Raw genomic sequence first — 14,446 nt, forward strand, 5'->3', positions numbered from 1 at the left:
ACTACCACTACTGCCTAACCACTTAGGGGGAGGATCCCATGTACGCAGTCAACTATCACCGTGCCGCCTCGGTCACTGAAGCCGCCAAGCTCGTAAAAAACGGCGACGCCAAGCTGCTGTCGGGCGGCATGACCTTGATCCCCGCCATGAAGACGCGGCTGGCGGCCCCTTCCGACGTGGTCGACCTGTCACGCATCAAGGACCTGCAGGGCGTCAAGGTGTCAGGCAAGACGGTCACGATCGGCGCCGCCGCCACGCATTTCGACGTCGCCAATGACGATAAGCTGCGCAAGGCCTGCCCGGCGCTTGCCCATCTGGCGTCGCTGATCGGCGATCCGGCGGTACGCCACAAGGGCACGATCGGCGGTTCGATCGCCAACAACGATCCGGCGGCGGATTATCCGGCCGCACTTCTGGCGCTGGGCGCCACCATCATCACCAACAAGCGCGACATATCAGCCGACAAGTTCTTCAAGGGGCTGTTCGAGACGGCCTTGAAGGATGGCGAGATCGTCACGGCGGTCTCCTTCACGGCGCCGGCAAAGGCTGCGTACGAAAAATTCCGCAACCCGGCCTCGCGCTACGCGATCGTCGGCGTGTTCGTGGCCAAGGGCAAGGATGGCGTCAGCGTTGCCGTCACCGGCGCCGGCGATGACGGCGTCTTCCGCTCGAAGGAGATCGAGGCGGCACTTGCCAAGAGCTTCGATGCCACTTCGCTCAATGGCGTGAAAGTGCCGGCGAAAAACCTGATGAGCGACATCCACGCTTCCGCCGACTACCGCGCCAACCTGATCGCGGTCATGGCCAAGCGCGCGGTGGCGGCAGCCAACGCCTGACACAAGATCGATTGCGGACAAGGAAAGGGCTGTCACGGCCCCTTTTTCGTTCCTGGCGCCTGTAGCTGCCCGGTTCCCGGCCGCCGCATTCCCATGTTTGGTTGAAACGATTCTGACCCATGCCTGCCCGGGAATGCACCGGCGCCAATCTCGCACTTGCACAAACTTATATTGCACTGCAGTATGGGGCGGGCGGAGAATGCGAGCCGGGTTCGGAATGCGTGCAGCCGTGCCCTTTCGCATATCAATGCGAAGGGATCGGCATGTCCGAAATTTCCGCGACCCATTTGGTTCCGTCCCAAACGATCGTCGACCGATCGGCCAGGACAAGGCTTGCCTATCTCGACGGCTGGCGCGGTCTGTCGATCGCCCTGGTGCTGATTGGGCATTTTTTTCCCGTTCCCGGAATCAATCTGGGCGTGCTGGGCGTCGAATTCTTCTTCGTGCTCAGCGGCCGGCTGATGGCCGAAATCCTGTTCATCGAACGCTATCCGCTGAAGAAATTCTTCAAACGCCGCTTCTCGCGCATCTATCCGGCGCTTCTGGTCTTTGTCGTCGTCGCCATGATCGCGCTCTCAGGCACGTTCATCGTCTTCAAATGGAAGGCGGCCCTGACGGCGCTGACATTCACCTACAACTATGCCGGAATTCTCCTGAACCGGGCCGGCGCACTCGACCACATCTGGTCGCTCTGTATCGAAGAGCATGCCTACATCATCCTGGCAGCGATCAGCGCAATCGTTGCCAGCCGCAGCCGTGTCGTCCCGCTGCTGCTGGTCCTGGCCTTGCTGGCCATGGCCAATGGCGCGGTTTCCTACTGGTTCCTGCACATGGATTATGAAGCCACGTACTGGCGCACCGATGTGCACATCGCCTCGATCCTGCTGTCGGCCGCGGTCTGCCTGCTCAAGGCCGACGGCAAGCTGCCGGCCTTGTTGAAGGGGCCCTATGTCGCCGTTGCGGCGGCCGTTGGCGCGGTTTTCCTGTTCATGGATTCAGTACCGACACCGATCCACTACCTGGTCGCGGTGCCATTGCTGGCGACTGCTATCAATGCGCTGGATTTCAGCACGCGGTTCTTGTCCGGATGGCTGTCATCCCTGCCGATGACGACACTGGGTCTGTGGTCGTATTCGCTCTATCTGTGGCAGCAGCCCTTCTACAAATTCGTCTACGAGCAGGGCAGCAATCCATGGCCGATGCTGGCCGGGGTTTTCGCCTGCGCGCTCTGCAGCTACTATCTCATCGAGCGCCCAGCGCGCGAATGGCTCAACCGCAATTGGTGAATGAGCGCCGAGCGCCATCGGATCAGGCGGCGATCTGCCTGATATAATAGCGCACCGCCTTCTTGCCGCCATGGATCACCGCGTCGCCGACTTCGGCGAAGCCGAGAGCGGCGTGGAAGGCATCCGAGGCTGGGTTGGGCGGGTCGGTGTTGACCTCGCAGGTGACCAGTGTGTGGCCGGCGCTCTCCGCCTGGTCGAACAGGTCCCGATAGAGCCGGCGAGCATGGCCGCGGCCTCTTGCGTGCGCCGCCACGACGACGCGGTCGACATAGATGAAGCGTTCGTAGCGCTCGCGGAACCAGACGAAGTTCGGGCTGTCGTAATTCGCATCCTGGTCGAAGGTCATGATGAAGGCTTCGAGATCGCCGATGCGGCGGGCATAGAAGGACTCGCCGAGCAGGAAGGACAGCCGTTCGGCTTCGAGCCACGACAATTCGGCGGCGTGCTCGTTGTTGAGCGCCAGTATGGCGGCTTCGTCGTCCTGCGCTATGCGGTCTATGGGAGAGGTCATGCCTTGGCCGCCGCGATTGTCGCCGCCACCAGCGGTGTGTCGGTCAGTGTGTTGCGATACTCGCGGTCGAGATCGGAGCCGCCCATGCCGACCTTCGGATTGCGGTAGCGCATGGCGCTCGGCACGTCCTTGAGGGCGGCGAAGTGCATTTCGGCCAGGCCGGTCCTTGCGCGCACCTCGGCAATGTTGCCGAGATCGAGCCCGCCGCAGCCGAGAATGATGATCCGGTCGCCGGCTTGACGCACCAGCTCTTCCAGCAACGGCAAGCCCTCGATCGCCGTGTCGCGCTGACCGCTGGTCAGCACGCGGCCGACCTTGCCGCGGATCAGCGCTTCCAGTGCCTCGGCCGGATCGCGCGTCATGTCGAAGGCGCGGTGGCAGGTGACGTTCAAGGGCCCTGCGGCCTCGGTCAGTTCGCCCATTCGCTTCTCATCGATGGTGCCGTCGGCGTTCAGGCAGCCGAACACCACGCCGGGCACACCGAGCTCGCGGAGCGCGGTGACGTCGGCCAGCATCGAGCGGTATTCAGTCTCGCTGTAGAGAAAATCACCGCCGCGTGGCCGCACCATGACGTGGAACGGGACGGTCGCCTGGTCGAGCGCGGCGTGCACAGTGCCAACACTCGGCGTGATGCCGCCCTCGACCAGACTGGCGCAGAGTTCGACCCGGTCGGCGCCTGCGGCCTGCGCGGCGAGCAGGCCATCGATGCCTTCGACACAGATTTCGATCAGCGGCGGGCGAGTTTCCATGGTCAAGGGGCAATCCAGTTCATGATGTCGTGGAGAGCCCTAGCACCAGGACGGCTGACGCGAAAGCGCGAACCCTATGCCGCCATTTGGACCAGATGGCAGATTCCTTACTTGACAATCGCATAACCACATGGTTATGAGTAATGTATAGCTGACGGGTTATTGATTGCGCGTGCGTGGCACGACGACAACAACGAGAGGAGCAAGGCATGACGGAAACCAAATCGATTGTCGTCGAAAGGCTGGTTCCATATTCGGCGGAAAAGATATGGCGGGCACTGACCGTGCCAGCGCTCGTCGGCGAATGGCTCATGCAGAATGACTTCGCTGCGCAAGAGGGGCATCGCTTCACACTGCGTGCCACACCAATTCCCGGATGGTCCGGCGTAACGAACTGCGTGGTGCTGAAAGTCGAGGCGCCGCGGCTGCTGGCCTACAGTTGGGGCGATGGGACGGAATCGGACAGCGGGTTGAAAACCGTGGTGACCTGGTCACTGACGCCCGAGGGTGTGGCGACCCGGGTGCGAATGGAGCAGTCGGGATTCCGGCCGGCCGACGAGCGTGGCTATATCGGCATGGGAAGTGGCTGGCCGCGCATTCTCGAACGGCTCGAACAGGTTACCGCAACGCAGGCCTGATACGCGGCAGGCAGCTAACAGTTTTATCAAGTTCGAATCCTGGATGCGAGGCGTCCGGGCCGGGAAGACACGCCCGGAGAAACAATTCAAAAGGAGAAGGATCATGCAAGCAAGGATCAAGAACCCGGTGATGCTCATCCCCGGTTCGGTGCAGGCGCTGCTGGCGCTGGACAAGTCGACCGAGGCGGCCGACGTGCCCTATGTGACGCGCAAGCTCATTCATCTGCGCGCCAGCCAGATCAATAATTGCAGCGTCTGCGTCGACATGCATGCGCGCGAATTGAAGAAGGCCGGAGAAAAGGACGAGCGCATCTTTGCGCTGGCGGCCTGGCGGGAGACGCCGTATTTCACCGACGCCGAGCGCGCGGCATTGGCGCTGGCAGAAGCCGGCACCAGGCTCGCCGACCGGCCGGACGCAGTGCCGGACGATGTCTGGGACGAAGTGGCGCGGCATTATGACGAGAAGGCGCTTGCCGCACTGGTCATCCAGATCGCCCTGATCAACGCCTTCAATAGGCTGAACGCAACGACCCGGCAGCCGGTTGGCGCCTGGGGCTAGGCGCCTGGTTCGAATGGTCCGCGAGGCGAGGGCGGGCGGGGCTTTGCCTTCCCGCCCTCGGGCGCGGGCTTAGTCTTGGTGGCTACTGGCGCAATTCCGTGTTCTTGGCGCCTTCCTCGACCTGATCGATCACCAGGAGCTTGACCGGCCCGTCACCAATATTGGTGGCCTGATGCCATTGGCCGATCATCTCGATGATGAAATCACCTGTCTTGTAGACGTTGCTGTTGCCGGTCTCGACGTTGGTGACCTTCAGTGTTCCGGCCTCGACATAGGCGTAGCGCGGGAAGGGATGGCGATGGACCGGCAAGGTCGCGCCGGGCCTGATGTCATAGGTCGAGACCAGCACCTGCACGTTCTTCTGCGGCAGCGGGATCGGCTGACCTGATGCAGTGGTCGTGCGTGATGCGAGTGGCGTCACGACGACGGGGGTTCCGCTGCTGTCCAATGCCAGGGCACAATTTGCATAAAGTGCGGCCGCGGTCAGCAGTACCGCTATCAGGACTTTCCGCATGATTCCTCCACTGCCGCAGCATTGCTCGGGAGACTCCCCATGCGCAAGCCTGCCGGTGAGACCGTCGGAATGGCTCGACCCATTGCCACCTGGCATCGAGTGAGAAAGCCATGCTGTCGCACGTCTCGGTGATAGGCAGAACGCACACCGCCGAACACACCTTACAGAGTCCGCGGTATTAAGCCGAACTTAGCAACTGGTTCTCATAGTCTCTCGACCTTCGCTGACGGAATCCCCGATGAGCAGAATTGATATACTTGTTCCTGATGACAACGTGTGTTCGGTGCACATGCTTGTCGCCAAGCGGCTGGCCGAGAAAGGTCATGACGTTGCGCTGGTCGGCGTTGCGGCGCCCGGGGTACAATGGCCGCTTGGCTATATTCTGCGCCTTGAGCGCAAGGCAGTGCAGATTCGGGGCCATGACCTTCTTGAACCTGTCGAGAGCGTGGAACTGTCTCGGTCCCGGCCTGACGCTGAACTGCGTATCGATCTGACCGGCGTCATGCTGCCTATTGCCTCTCCCGGCCTTCGCCCGGGCTTCGCGGGCTCCGCGTCAATTGCCGAAGCAGCCCGGGTGTTGATGGCCGGCGGCCTTCCCGATATCGAAATCATTCTGGATGGTGAACGCATCGCGTGCGCGGCCCCCATGGTCGACAGCCGGCTTTCGATCCTTCGCGGGCTCAATGACATTCTGGCGCGCATGTGCACACTGCTGGTGGATACGACGGATCATTTCCTCAAGGGCCACAAGGCCCGATCCGAACCGACAGGGCGCGCGCATCAGTGTCCAACCAATGGACAGCTGATCGGTACCTACCTTCTTTCAACCATACCCCGGCAAACAGCAGGGGCGGCCAAGCGCTTGGGGTTCCGCCTCAATCGTTGGCGGGTGAGCTACCGGTTTCACAATGGCCAGACCGTCGCGGCCACGGGTCTCCTGGCCGGAGAACCCTGGATCGATCTGCCCGATGATGGCGATCGTTTCTATGCTGATCCGTTTCCGTTCGAATGGCAGGGGCGATATTTCATATTCATTGAAGACTTTTGCCATGCCAGTACCAAAGCGGTGATTTCCGTGACCGAGGTCTTCCGGGACGGCGCTCCAACCGTGCCGCGTGTGGTGATCGAGGAACCCTATCATCTGTCCTATCCGCAAGTGTTCAGTCATGGCGGCCAGATCTGGATGCTTCCCGAGGGCGGTTCGGGTGGAGATCTGGTTCTATACCGGGCTGAGTCGTTCCCGGACCGGTGGGTTCGGCATTCGGTCCTGATTCCGGATCGCGAACTTTTCGATGCGACCTTGCTGGAGCATGGCGGCAAGCTTTGGCTGTTCGCGACCGAACGCGACGGCTACGGCAGCGCCTCGGACACCCTCGTGGTCTATTATGCGCAGGCCCTGGAGGGACCATGGTTCCCGCACCGGAGCAATCCGGTGAGAATCGATCGCGCCGCAGCCCGGCCCGGAGGCTGTTTTGTGCGTATGGGCGATCGCATCATATTGCCATTGCAGAACGGCACGGACAATTATGGCGGCGGGCTCGGACTTGCCGACCTTGTCGAGTTGGACGAGACGAAGGTGCGTTTGACCTTACCAGTGCCCATTCTTGCGTCGGCAAAGAGACCTTATCCGATGATCCATACTCTCAACAGCAGCGATCATCTTGAAGTCATCGACTGTCGTGCACCCGCGCCCAGGTCGGCGCTTCGAAGGGTTGTGTGACCTTTTGGATCGAATACGGGTCCTCTGTGTCGTTCCACGGGGCCTGAAAGGCCGTGGCGGGATCGAGACGCTGTTTTCTCACGTTGATGAACAGCTTCGTTCGACGGCTGGCAGTGCGATCGAGATGGATTTCCTGGCCTCGCGTGGCGACGCGTCCAGTGTCGGTTGGCTGGCACATTTCCCGTTCGCATTGATCCGCTATGGCTGGCTGCTGGCAACCCGCCGGTATGACATCGTCCACCTCAACACCGCGACGAATGCATCGTCGTGGAGGAAATGGGTCATGCAGTCCATGGCGCGATTGGCCGGCGCGGCCACGGTCGTCCATTTTCATGGCTCGGCCTTTCCCAAGCCCGGAGATGCGCAACGCGGCTGGGTCCGTGTCTTGCGCCTTGTCTTTGAGCGAGCCGACGCCATCATCGTGCTTGGCGATTACTGGCGAGACTTCGTCGCTCACTTTTATCACATGCCGCCGGATCGCTTCGATGTCGTGTCCAATGGCGTCGCCGACTTCGCTTTTGATGCACCGCAACCGCGCGAGGAGAATGCGCCCGTTCGACTGTTGTTTGCCGGCAACCTCACCGAGGCCAAAGGCGCCGGGGTATTGCTTCAGGCACTTGCGCTGCTGCCGAAGGATCTGCCGCGATGGCGCGCGACCTTCGCGGGTGCCGGCGATGTCGCCGCCTTCCGCGACCGCGCCATAAGTTCAGGGCTTTTCGGCCAGGTAGAATTCACCGGCTGGCTGGCGCTCGAGACGATCCTGCCGCTCTATCGGCAGGCCGACATCGTCGTCCTGCCGTCACGCAATGAGGTCCTGCCGGTTTGCCTGCTGGAGGGTGCGTGTGCGGGCGCAGCCCTGGTCGCGACATCGGTTGGCTCGGTGCCCGACGTATTGAGGGAAGGTCGGAACGGTCTAAGCGTGAAGCCGGACGATGCGGAAGAGCTTGCGCATGCCCTTGCGCAATTGATTGAAAACGGCGCGCGCCGCGAAGCGTTTCGAACCGCGTCGCGCGATATCTATAACGCGCGTTTCCGCCTCGAAACCATGATCGAAGGTCTTCAGGGAGCCTATCGGAAGGCGCTGGCGACCCGTCGCTGAGCGGCTTGCGGCTGTTCAGCATCGAGCGTCGGCCGGAACACCCGGAAGAACTGCTCCAGATTGGCAAGCGCCCACAGTATCTTCTCGTGATTGTGAGCGCCACCCAGGTGCTCGCTCATCAGTCGATCTATCTCGCGCGCATTGCAGACATTGCGCACTGTGGCGCTGTCACTCTGCAGCAGATCTCGAAGCTGATCCGACATGCCGGTACGGAACCATTGCTCGACAGGTACCCGGAAGCCGACCTTCTTGCGCTCCAGGATCTGGCGGGGAAGCAATTGCGCTGCAAGCGATCGCAGCACGCGCTTGCCCTTTGGCGCGCCGGTCAGGAAAGCATCGGGAAATTGGGCGACGAGTTCGGCCAGGCCGACATCCATGAATGGCATGCGTCCTTCGATTGACCCCGCCATCATCATGCGATCGCCGCGCTCGAGAAGATTGTCCGGCAGCCATGACGTCTGATCGAAATGCAGCATGCGTTTGAGCGGGCTGATTTCGCCATCGGTCGTGAACGGCAGCGGATCGAGATCGCGCGATTGGGGCGGACCGGAATAGAGCGCCTCGGCTTGTCCGCCGTCTGCTCCGCCGAACCAGGCCACCATACGGGCCTGTGCATCGCGAATGCCGGCGACGCCGGCCAAGATCTTCAGTCGCCGCGCCGCATAGGGCAGGGCGCGTGCGCCAGGACCCACAAGGGCTTCGTGCAAGCCGCCCGGCACCAGACTCTGGTACATGGAAACCCACGGCTCGGCGCGATGCTTGGGATAGCCTCCCAAGAGCTCGTCGGCGCCTTCGCCGGTAAGCACCATCTTGACGGTGCGGCTCGCCAGCCGTGACAAAAGGAGAACCGGCAGGTCCGACGGCTCGGATACCGGCGCGCCCCGCCGCAGCACCGCCTCCTCCCACACCGACGTGAACGCATCCATGTTCACGACGAGCTCACTGTGGTAGCTGCCGAAGGTGTCGGCGACTTGCCTGGCATAGGGTAATTCGGAGGAGCCGGGCACATCGAACCCTACTGAATAGGTCGCCACGGGCTTGCCCATGTGACGGCTCATCAGCGCAACGATCATCGAGGAATCGAGCCCGCCGGAAAGATATGCGCCAAACGGCGCATCCGAGCGCAATCTGAGCCGTACCGCCTCATCAAGCTTCTCGCCAAAAAGCCTCACCGCCTCGTCGAAGCTTTCGACGGTGGGCGACGTGCGCGAAAAAGGCGTCGTGAAATAGCGCTCCGCACGGATGTTGGCGCCATCGGCCACCATGAAGGTTCCTGGCGGAACCTTGGAGATGCCGCGAAAGAACGTGGCCGGTCCAGGGACATAGCGATAGCTGAGAAATTCGCGCAGCGAATCCTGATCCAGACGGTCGTCGACACCTGGAAAATGGCGCAGCGAATCGATTTCGGAGGCGAAGGCGTGGAAGTCGTCCCCGGAAGCCAGGAAGAGCGGTTTCTTGCCGAAAGGATCGCGCGCGGCATAGAGGCGGCCGGTTTCGCTGTCCCAAAGCAGAAAGGCAAACATGCCGTTGAGGCGCGGCAGGCAGTCGTCGCCCCAGGCGCGCCAGGCCTCGATCACGACTTCGGTGTCGCCTTGCGTGGCAAAGCGATGTCCGCGTTCCATGAGTTCGGCGCGCAATTCGATATAATTGTAGACCTCGCCATTGTAGACGATGACATATCGGCCGTCATGCGAATGCATCGGCTGCGGGCTGCCTTCGATATCAAGGATCGACAGCCGACGATGACCGAGTCCGGCCTGCCACTCGCCATCCGGGCTCCGCATGATCAATGTTCCGCGCCCGTCCGGACCGCGATGGGCCAGCCGATCCGTGGCCCCATCCAGCGTTTGGGCGAGAGCCAAGCGCGATCGGGCGTGGAACCCAAAAATTCCGCACATCGCGGCTAGCCCTGACCGCTGCACATGGCCGGGTCGGACCCCGAACTTGGCTTCTGGATTTGGCTCCTGGAAGGCGTGCCGAACAAGGCGTCATAGGCGGCCAGCAACTTCGGACCCTCGTGGCTCCAGGCGAGTTCCTTGCGTACCCGCTCACGACCTAACGCGCCCATGGTCGCGCGGCGCTCGCTGTCGTCGAGGAGTTCGGCGATTTTGTCGCCGAAGTCGGTCGGCTCCGTACAGGTTGCGTAGAGCGAGGCGCCTTGCGCCGAAAAGCGGCCTTCCCGCAGATCGTATTGCACGATCGGTTTGCCAAGCGCCATATATTCCATGATCTTGTTCATGGTCGATTTGTCGTTCATCGCCGTGGGCCGGTCGGGATTGACACAGACATCGGCGGTCGAGAGCGCGGAAAACAGAATCTCGTCCGGGCAGCGACCGGTATAGGTGACGTACTCGACGAGCCCGCGCGCGATTGTATCCGCCTTGATGGCATCAAGCTCGGGACCGCCGCCGCAGATCACGAACTGAATATCCTGGCGGCCTTTGGTATTCACCAGGTGGTCGACCGAGTCGAGCAGAAGGTCGAGTCCTTCCTGCTTGCCGATGACGCCGACATAACCGACGACGAAGCGGCGACCATTGCGCCATTTCGGATCGGGCGCAACCTCTCTGACCCGGTCCAGATTGGGGCCAGAACGCACGATATGCACCTTCTCGGGGAGCATGCCCCCCCGTCTGATGGCGATGTCGCGGTAGCTTTCATTGGTGGCGATCGAGACATTGGCGGTTCGGAACGAAAGCCGCTCCAGCCAGACCATGAATTTCCAGCCGATGCCGCGCTTGCCGAACTTGGCCTCGTAGAGCTCTGGATTGACGTCGTGATGGTCGAACAGGAACTTCTTGCCGAACAACTTGTAGAACCCGCCGATGAGAAAAATCGTATCTGGTGGGTTGCAGGCATGGATCGCGTCGAAACCGCGCTGCCGCGCCACTTTGAGTGACAGCAGGAATTCCCAAAACAACGCGGTGCTGTACTCCAGCACATAGCCAAGGAAGCCCTCGGCGTCGAGCGGCAGCGAATGGCGATAGATATGGACGCCGTCGATCACCTCGTAGGGCGCGGTCGCGCCCTTGCCTTTCGGGCAGATCACCGACACTTGATAGCCGGCTTTCACCAGCGTGGTTGCCTCTGACCAGACGCGGCGGTCGAAGGGGACAGGCAGGTTTTCGACGATGATGAGGATGCGCTTACCAGTTGATGCCGTCATAGGTCCCCGCAAACCGGTTCGTGTTCGGCAGCCTGGCCATGTCGAGAAGCGTCTGGTCTGCATTCATCTTGTCAACCACAGTTTCATATTCGGGCGAACGACTGGTGGCCACGACAACGTCCGAATGCATCACCATCTCGTCGAGCGAGGGGACCATCAGCTGCGTAACGTGCGGGATCGCGTTCATTAGGTATGTTTTGTTGGCGCCCATCAGCTTTGCCAACGACACGTTCGGGTCAAAAATGCGGATGTCGCAGCCCTTCCCGACAAGCCGCTCGATAAGTTCCAGATACGGGCTTTCGCGCAAATCGTCGGTGCCTGCCTTGAAGGAGAAGCCGAGGAAGCCGATTTTGCGCTTGCCATAGCTCAGCAAGCGATCCAGTGCGCGCTCGACCTGCTGCTTGTTCGACGGCAGCAGGGATTTAAGCAGCGGTGCTTCCACATCGTTCTGTATCGCGTAGGCGTTGATCGCACGTACGTCCTTTGGCAAGCAGGAGCCGCCGAACGCAAAGCCGGGCAGAAGATAGGCATTCGAGATATTCAGCTTGGTGTCGGCGAAGAACACCTCCATCAGCTCATGGCTGTCAACGCCCGCCGCCTTGCAGATATTGCCGATTTCGTTGCCGAAGGCGACCTTAAGCGCATGCCAGGTGTTGTCTGTGTATTTGACCAGTTCAGCCAGCCGGGGCTCTGTGACGACAACGCGGCCAGGCAGGCCTGCGTAGAGCTCCAACAGCCGATCCCGGGTTATCTCATCGTCAACGCCGATCACGGTCTTGGCTGGATTATTGAAATCGGCGACCGCCGATCCCTCGCGCATGAATTCGGGGTTTGAGGCCACGCCGAACGTTTCGCCCAGTTTCCTTGATGCAGTTGCCTGGAGCGCCGGAATGACGATGTCGGACAACGTCCCCGGCAGCACGGTCGAGCGAACGACGACCGAGTGATAGTCGGCCTTTCTGGAAAGAGACGATCCGATTTGGCGCGATACCGCCTGAACCGCCGACAGATCCAGTGAGCCGTTGGGGCGTGAGGGCGTGCCGACGCAAAGCAACGACAAGTCGCTGTTCATCACGGCTTCCTCGGTCGAGGATGAGGCCTTTAGACGACCCGACGCGACATTGGCAGCGACAAGTTCGCCGACGTCTTTCTCGATGATAGGGCTTCGGCCACTGTTTATGAGATCGACCTTGGCCTCGCTGACGTCGCAGCCGATGACGTCATGCCCGCGCTCGGCCAGGCACGCGGCACAAACAGTACCGACATATCCCAATCCGAAGATGGAAACTTTCATAGCTCGCCCGTCCTGTTCTTTCTTTCGAAAGGCGGATCGAGCCACCTTCACGCTTGTTTTCGAAGAACATAAAAAATACAAGTAAAGGTCAGGTTAGCAAACCGATCAGTAATCTGCTTTGCCACCGCATCCGGTGGCCAGGCGCCTTGAAAACAACGGTTGCCGCCTCATCGAGGAGCCCGAATCCAGCCGACTGCAGGCCGCGTCCGGATGCCTGGTCGCCGCGTACAATCTCGATCTCGGCGCTTTCGGGCGCTACTATGCTGAGTTCCGACCGGCCGTTGCGGCGTGCCACCACACAATTGCCCTCGACCGACACGCTGAGTTCCGGCGAAATCAGGAAAGCGATCTCGACCGTCCCCGACGGCTTCGTGCCAACCAGCCGGTCCGTGATCAGAAAACCCTCGGCGGTTTCTTCTATATCCCGATGGTGGATGACGCCGAAGCGCCTCATGTAACCATCATGCGAGGCGGATACTTTCAGCCGGGACGCTTGCGACCTGGCGTCCAATCTTGCTCGGGCACGCCGTGGCATCCAGTTGAAAGCACCTGACGGCTCGCTTTGGCTGACGCCGTCCATGGTAAGGGTATTGTGTACGGCGCTGACCCGGAAGCGCCGTCGACTTTCGCCTTCCGAATGATAAAGATGCGTGCCCGCATCGACCAGCAGCGGCAGGCCATCCAGTGAGAGCCATACCGCGAGCGCGTCGGCGTGGCCATGTGCGGCCAAGGCGCCAAATCCAAGCGGTCCGTGATCGAAGACAAAATGGACACGGCGGCCCTTTATGGCACCGCGCCGGATGGTATAGCCGCCCTCTTCAAGGGTAACCGCGCCGTCGGCGGGCGGCGGCGTCAACGATGGGGTGGCGAATACAGCATCGCGCCAATGCGGATCGCGTATAGCCGGTCCGAGTTCGGGCTGATCCAGAAAACCGGCAATCGCGCCGACGATGGACGTGACATAACGCGGCTCATCGCTGCCGAATGCCAACAGGACCCGGCTCTGGTCGTCATCGCCGATCAACGGCGTATGGCCGGCATCATCGAGAAAGAAGTTCAAGGCGCGGGCGGCTTCAGCCATGCGCTTACGTGCGGTTTCTGTGGCGCCGCCCAAGACGCTGAAGCCGATGAGCAGCATTTCGAGCGTGAAAGCGCTGTAGGCCGGCGACTGCTCCTTGCCCACGCCGTCCTTATGGAACAGGGCCAGCGCCCTGTCTTCAAGATGTGTCCGACCGTGTGTCGACCAGCGTGAGGCGTCCGAGTGGTCCGGCAGCATGCGTGCGGCAAGCACAAGGCCCATCGCCTCGGCGACGAGGTGATTGTTGGCCGAGGAATGGAGTGAGGGAAACCTGGCGAGCCACAGGCCGTGGGCGCAGACAAAGGATGCCAGCCGCTCGCCGGCAGCCCGGTCGATCCATGGATCGAGCGACGCTATGATGATGGACAGCGAGATCAGCCTATAGCCGGCCTCGATGCCTGAATACCAATTGATGCCGCGGCCGGGAACATTCGCTTCCATCCACGAGAAGACGGAGCCGAGTATGGCGTGGGCAAGGCTTGCGTCGTTTTCCCGGCGGGCATGGATTGCCGGCGCCGCCAGAAAATGCAGCCGGTTTGCCTCGGCCACATACTTGACGTCTCCATGCTCCTCGCCGAAGCGGAAATTGATGTCGAAGGTCGATCGCTCGGCGCCAGGCCAGCTTGCGCCGCTCACCGGGTCCAGTCGCCAGATCACCGGATCGACACGGCCGCTACTGTCCAGCATCGATACAGGCCAGTCGCGATTGAGCAGTCTCAGCCGGCCGGCGCGAAACGCGGCAGCGGCGGTTTGCAGTTGCTGTGCGACGGGCAGCGGCAAGTCCGCTTCGAACAGGGGCGCAAACAGCGGCAACACGCTGGGTCGCGCACCGGCCGTTGCAAAGTCGGACCAGTTGTGGCGCTCGCGCCGCGCGCGCCTGCGCTCCAACTGCTCACGAAACCGATGACGGACCTCGCCATGTTCCATCACGGCAAGCCGTCGTGCATACCAGGTCAAACGTCTCAACATGGAGCAGATTCTAACGGACTGCCATTG

General features: G+C 61.4%; 13 protein-coding genes. 6 read left to right on the forward strand and 7 right to left on the reverse strand.

What is annotated here, in order from left to right; genetic code table 11:
* Window positions 1-38: 38 nt before the first annotated feature.
* Together FJ941_RS02270 and FJ941_RS02275 are read left to right on the forward strand one after the other, a co-directional pair.
* Window positions 39-836: a xanthine dehydrogenase family protein subunit M gene (locus FJ941_RS02270; RefSeq protein ID WP_140502724.1), complete on the forward strand. Its 798-nt coding sequence runs from the start codon at window positions 39-41 to the stop codon at window positions 834-836.
* 263 nt (window positions 837-1,099) lie between these two features.
* Window positions 1,100-2,122, forward strand: coding sequence for an acyltransferase (locus FJ941_RS02275; protein WP_027144034.1), 1,023 nt, complete (start codon window positions 1,100-1,102; stop codon window positions 2,120-2,122).
* A gap of 22 nt (window positions 2,123-2,144) precedes the next feature.
* On the opposite strand, the gene FJ941_RS02280 is transcribed toward FJ941_RS02275, so the two are convergent.
* Together FJ941_RS02280 and FJ941_RS02285 are read right to left on the reverse strand one after the other, a co-directional pair.
* On the reverse strand, window positions 2,145-2,633 hold the full coding sequence (locus tag FJ941_RS02280; protein WP_027144033.1) for a GNAT family N-acetyltransferase: 489 nt from the start codon (window positions 2,631-2,633) through the stop codon (window positions 2,145-2,147).
* Window positions 2,630-3,382, reverse strand: a complete 753-nt coding sequence (locus tag FJ941_RS02285) for a copper homeostasis protein CutC (protein ID WP_181169700.1) — start codon at window positions 3,380-3,382, stop codon at window positions 2,630-2,632. The genes FJ941_RS02280 and FJ941_RS02285 overlap by 4 nt, the downstream gene beginning before the upstream one ends.
* A 209-nt stretch (window positions 3,383-3,591) precedes the next feature.
* On the opposite strand from FJ941_RS02285, the gene FJ941_RS02290 reads away from it, so the two are divergent.
* Both FJ941_RS02290 and FJ941_RS02295 read left to right on the forward strand, forming a co-directional pair.
* Entirely contained in the window at window positions 3,592-4,020 is a 429-nt protein-coding gene (locus FJ941_RS02290) for an SRPBCC domain-containing protein (RefSeq protein WP_140502726.1), read from the forward strand.
* Between the two features lie 103 nt (window positions 4,021-4,123).
* On the forward strand, window positions 4,124-4,579 hold the full coding sequence (locus FJ941_RS02295; protein WP_140502727.1) for a carboxymuconolactone decarboxylase family protein: 456 nt from the start codon (window positions 4,124-4,126) through the stop codon (window positions 4,577-4,579).
* An 82-nt stretch (window positions 4,580-4,661) separates the two neighbouring features.
* Here FJ941_RS02295 and FJ941_RS02300 read toward each other — a convergent pair whose 3' ends face one another.
* Window positions 4,662-5,093, reverse strand: coding sequence for a cupin domain-containing protein (locus FJ941_RS02300; protein WP_140502729.1), 432 nt, complete (start codon window positions 5,091-5,093; stop codon window positions 4,662-4,664).
* Between the two features lie 238 nt (window positions 5,094-5,331).
* Here FJ941_RS02300 and FJ941_RS02305 point away from each other — a divergent pair, with 238 nt between their 5' ends.
* Window positions 5,332-6,813 carry a hypothetical protein gene (locus FJ941_RS02305; protein ID WP_140502730.1) on the forward strand — a complete coding sequence of 494 codons (1,482 nt, stop codon included), beginning with the start codon at window positions 5,332-5,334 and terminating at the stop codon, window positions 6,811-6,813.
* A gap of 124 nt (window positions 6,814-6,937) precedes the next feature.
* Complete coding sequence (locus FJ941_RS02310) at window positions 6,938-7,912, forward strand: glycosyltransferase family 4 protein (RefSeq protein ID WP_140502731.1); 975 nt, start codon at window positions 6,938-6,940, stop codon at window positions 7,910-7,912.
* Here the strand turns inward: FJ941_RS02310 and asnB are convergent.
* From asnB to FJ941_RS02330, 4 genes are all read right to left on the reverse strand, one after another.
* The gene (gene asnB, locus FJ941_RS02315; RefSeq protein ID WP_140502732.1) at window positions 7,882-9,810 is read right to left on the reverse strand and encodes an asparagine synthase (glutamine-hydrolyzing); all 1,929 of its coding nucleotides are present in this window, start codon (window positions 9,808-9,810) and stop codon (window positions 7,882-7,884) included. The genes FJ941_RS02310 and asnB overlap by 31 nt on opposite strands.
* 5 nt (window positions 9,811-9,815) lie before the next feature.
* On the reverse strand, window positions 9,816-11,078 hold the full coding sequence (locus FJ941_RS02320) for a glycosyltransferase family 4 protein (protein WP_140502734.1): 1,263 nt from the start codon (window positions 11,076-11,078) through the stop codon (window positions 9,816-9,818).
* Window positions 11,059-12,372 carry a UDP-glucose/GDP-mannose dehydrogenase family protein gene (locus FJ941_RS02325; RefSeq protein ID WP_027144026.1) on the reverse strand — a complete coding sequence of 438 codons (1,314 nt, stop codon included), beginning with the start codon at window positions 12,370-12,372 and terminating at the stop codon, window positions 11,059-11,061. Before FJ941_RS02325 ends, FJ941_RS02320 begins: the two co-directional genes overlap by 20 nt.
* Window positions 12,373-12,460: 88 nt before the next feature.
* Entirely contained in the window at window positions 12,461-14,419 is a 1,959-nt protein-coding gene (locus FJ941_RS02330; protein ID WP_181169693.1) for a heparinase II/III-family protein, read from the reverse strand.
* Between the last annotated feature and the right edge of the window lie 27 nt (window positions 14,420-14,446).

Origin of the sequence: Mesorhizobium sp. B2-3-13, assembly GCF_006442195.1 — a bacterium.
Taxonomy (GTDB): domain Bacteria; phylum Pseudomonadota; class Alphaproteobacteria; order Rhizobiales; family Rhizobiaceae; genus Mesorhizobium; species Mesorhizobium salmacidum.

What these genes read in the sequence shown, in the direction of transcription:
- FJ941_RS02305 (WP_140502730.1), top strand. Translation starts at nt 5,332, where the DNA reads ATGAGCAGAATTGATATACTTGTTCCTGATGACAACGTGTGTTCGGTG.
- asnB (WP_140502732.1), bottom strand. Translation starts at nt 9,810, where the DNA reads ATGTGCGGAATTTTTGGGTTCCACGCCCGATCGCGCTTGGCTCTCGCC.
- FJ941_RS02280 (WP_027144033.1), bottom strand. Translation starts at nt 2,633, where the DNA reads ATGACCTCTCCCATAGACCGCATAGCGCAGGACGACGAAGCCGCCATA.
- FJ941_RS02320 (WP_140502734.1), bottom strand. Translation starts at nt 11,078, where the DNA reads ATGACGGCATCAACTGGTAAGCGCATCCTCATCATCGTCGAAAACCTG.
- FJ941_RS02270 (WP_140502724.1), top strand. Translation starts at nt 39, where the DNA reads ATGTACGCAGTCAACTATCACCGTGCCGCCTCGGTCACTGAAGCCGCC.
- FJ941_RS02290 (WP_140502726.1), top strand. Translation starts at nt 3,592, where the DNA reads ATGACGGAAACCAAATCGATTGTCGTCGAAAGGCTGGTTCCATATTCG.
- FJ941_RS02325 (WP_027144026.1), bottom strand. Translation starts at nt 12,372, where the DNA reads ATGAAAGTTTCCATCTTCGGATTGGGATATGTCGGTACTGTTTGTGCC.
- FJ941_RS02300 (WP_140502729.1), bottom strand. Translation starts at nt 5,093, where the DNA reads ATGCGGAAAGTCCTGATAGCGGTACTGCTGACCGCGGCCGCACTTTAT.
- FJ941_RS02275 (WP_027144034.1), top strand. Translation starts at nt 1,100, where the DNA reads ATGTCCGAAATTTCCGCGACCCATTTGGTTCCGTCCCAAACGATCGTC.
- FJ941_RS02285 (WP_181169700.1), bottom strand. Translation starts at nt 3,382, where the DNA reads ATGGAAACTCGCCCGCCGCTGATCGAAATCTGTGTCGAAGGCATCGAT.
- FJ941_RS02310 (WP_140502731.1), top strand. Translation starts at nt 6,938, where the DNA reads ATGGATTTCCTGGCCTCGCGTGGCGACGCGTCCAGTGTCGGTTGGCTG.
- FJ941_RS02330 (WP_181169693.1), bottom strand. Translation starts at nt 14,419, where the DNA reads ATGTTGAGACGTTTGACCTGGTATGCACGACGGCTTGCCGTGATGGAA.
- FJ941_RS02295 (WP_140502727.1), top strand. Translation starts at nt 4,124, where the DNA reads ATGCAAGCAAGGATCAAGAACCCGGTGATGCTCATCCCCGGTTCGGTG.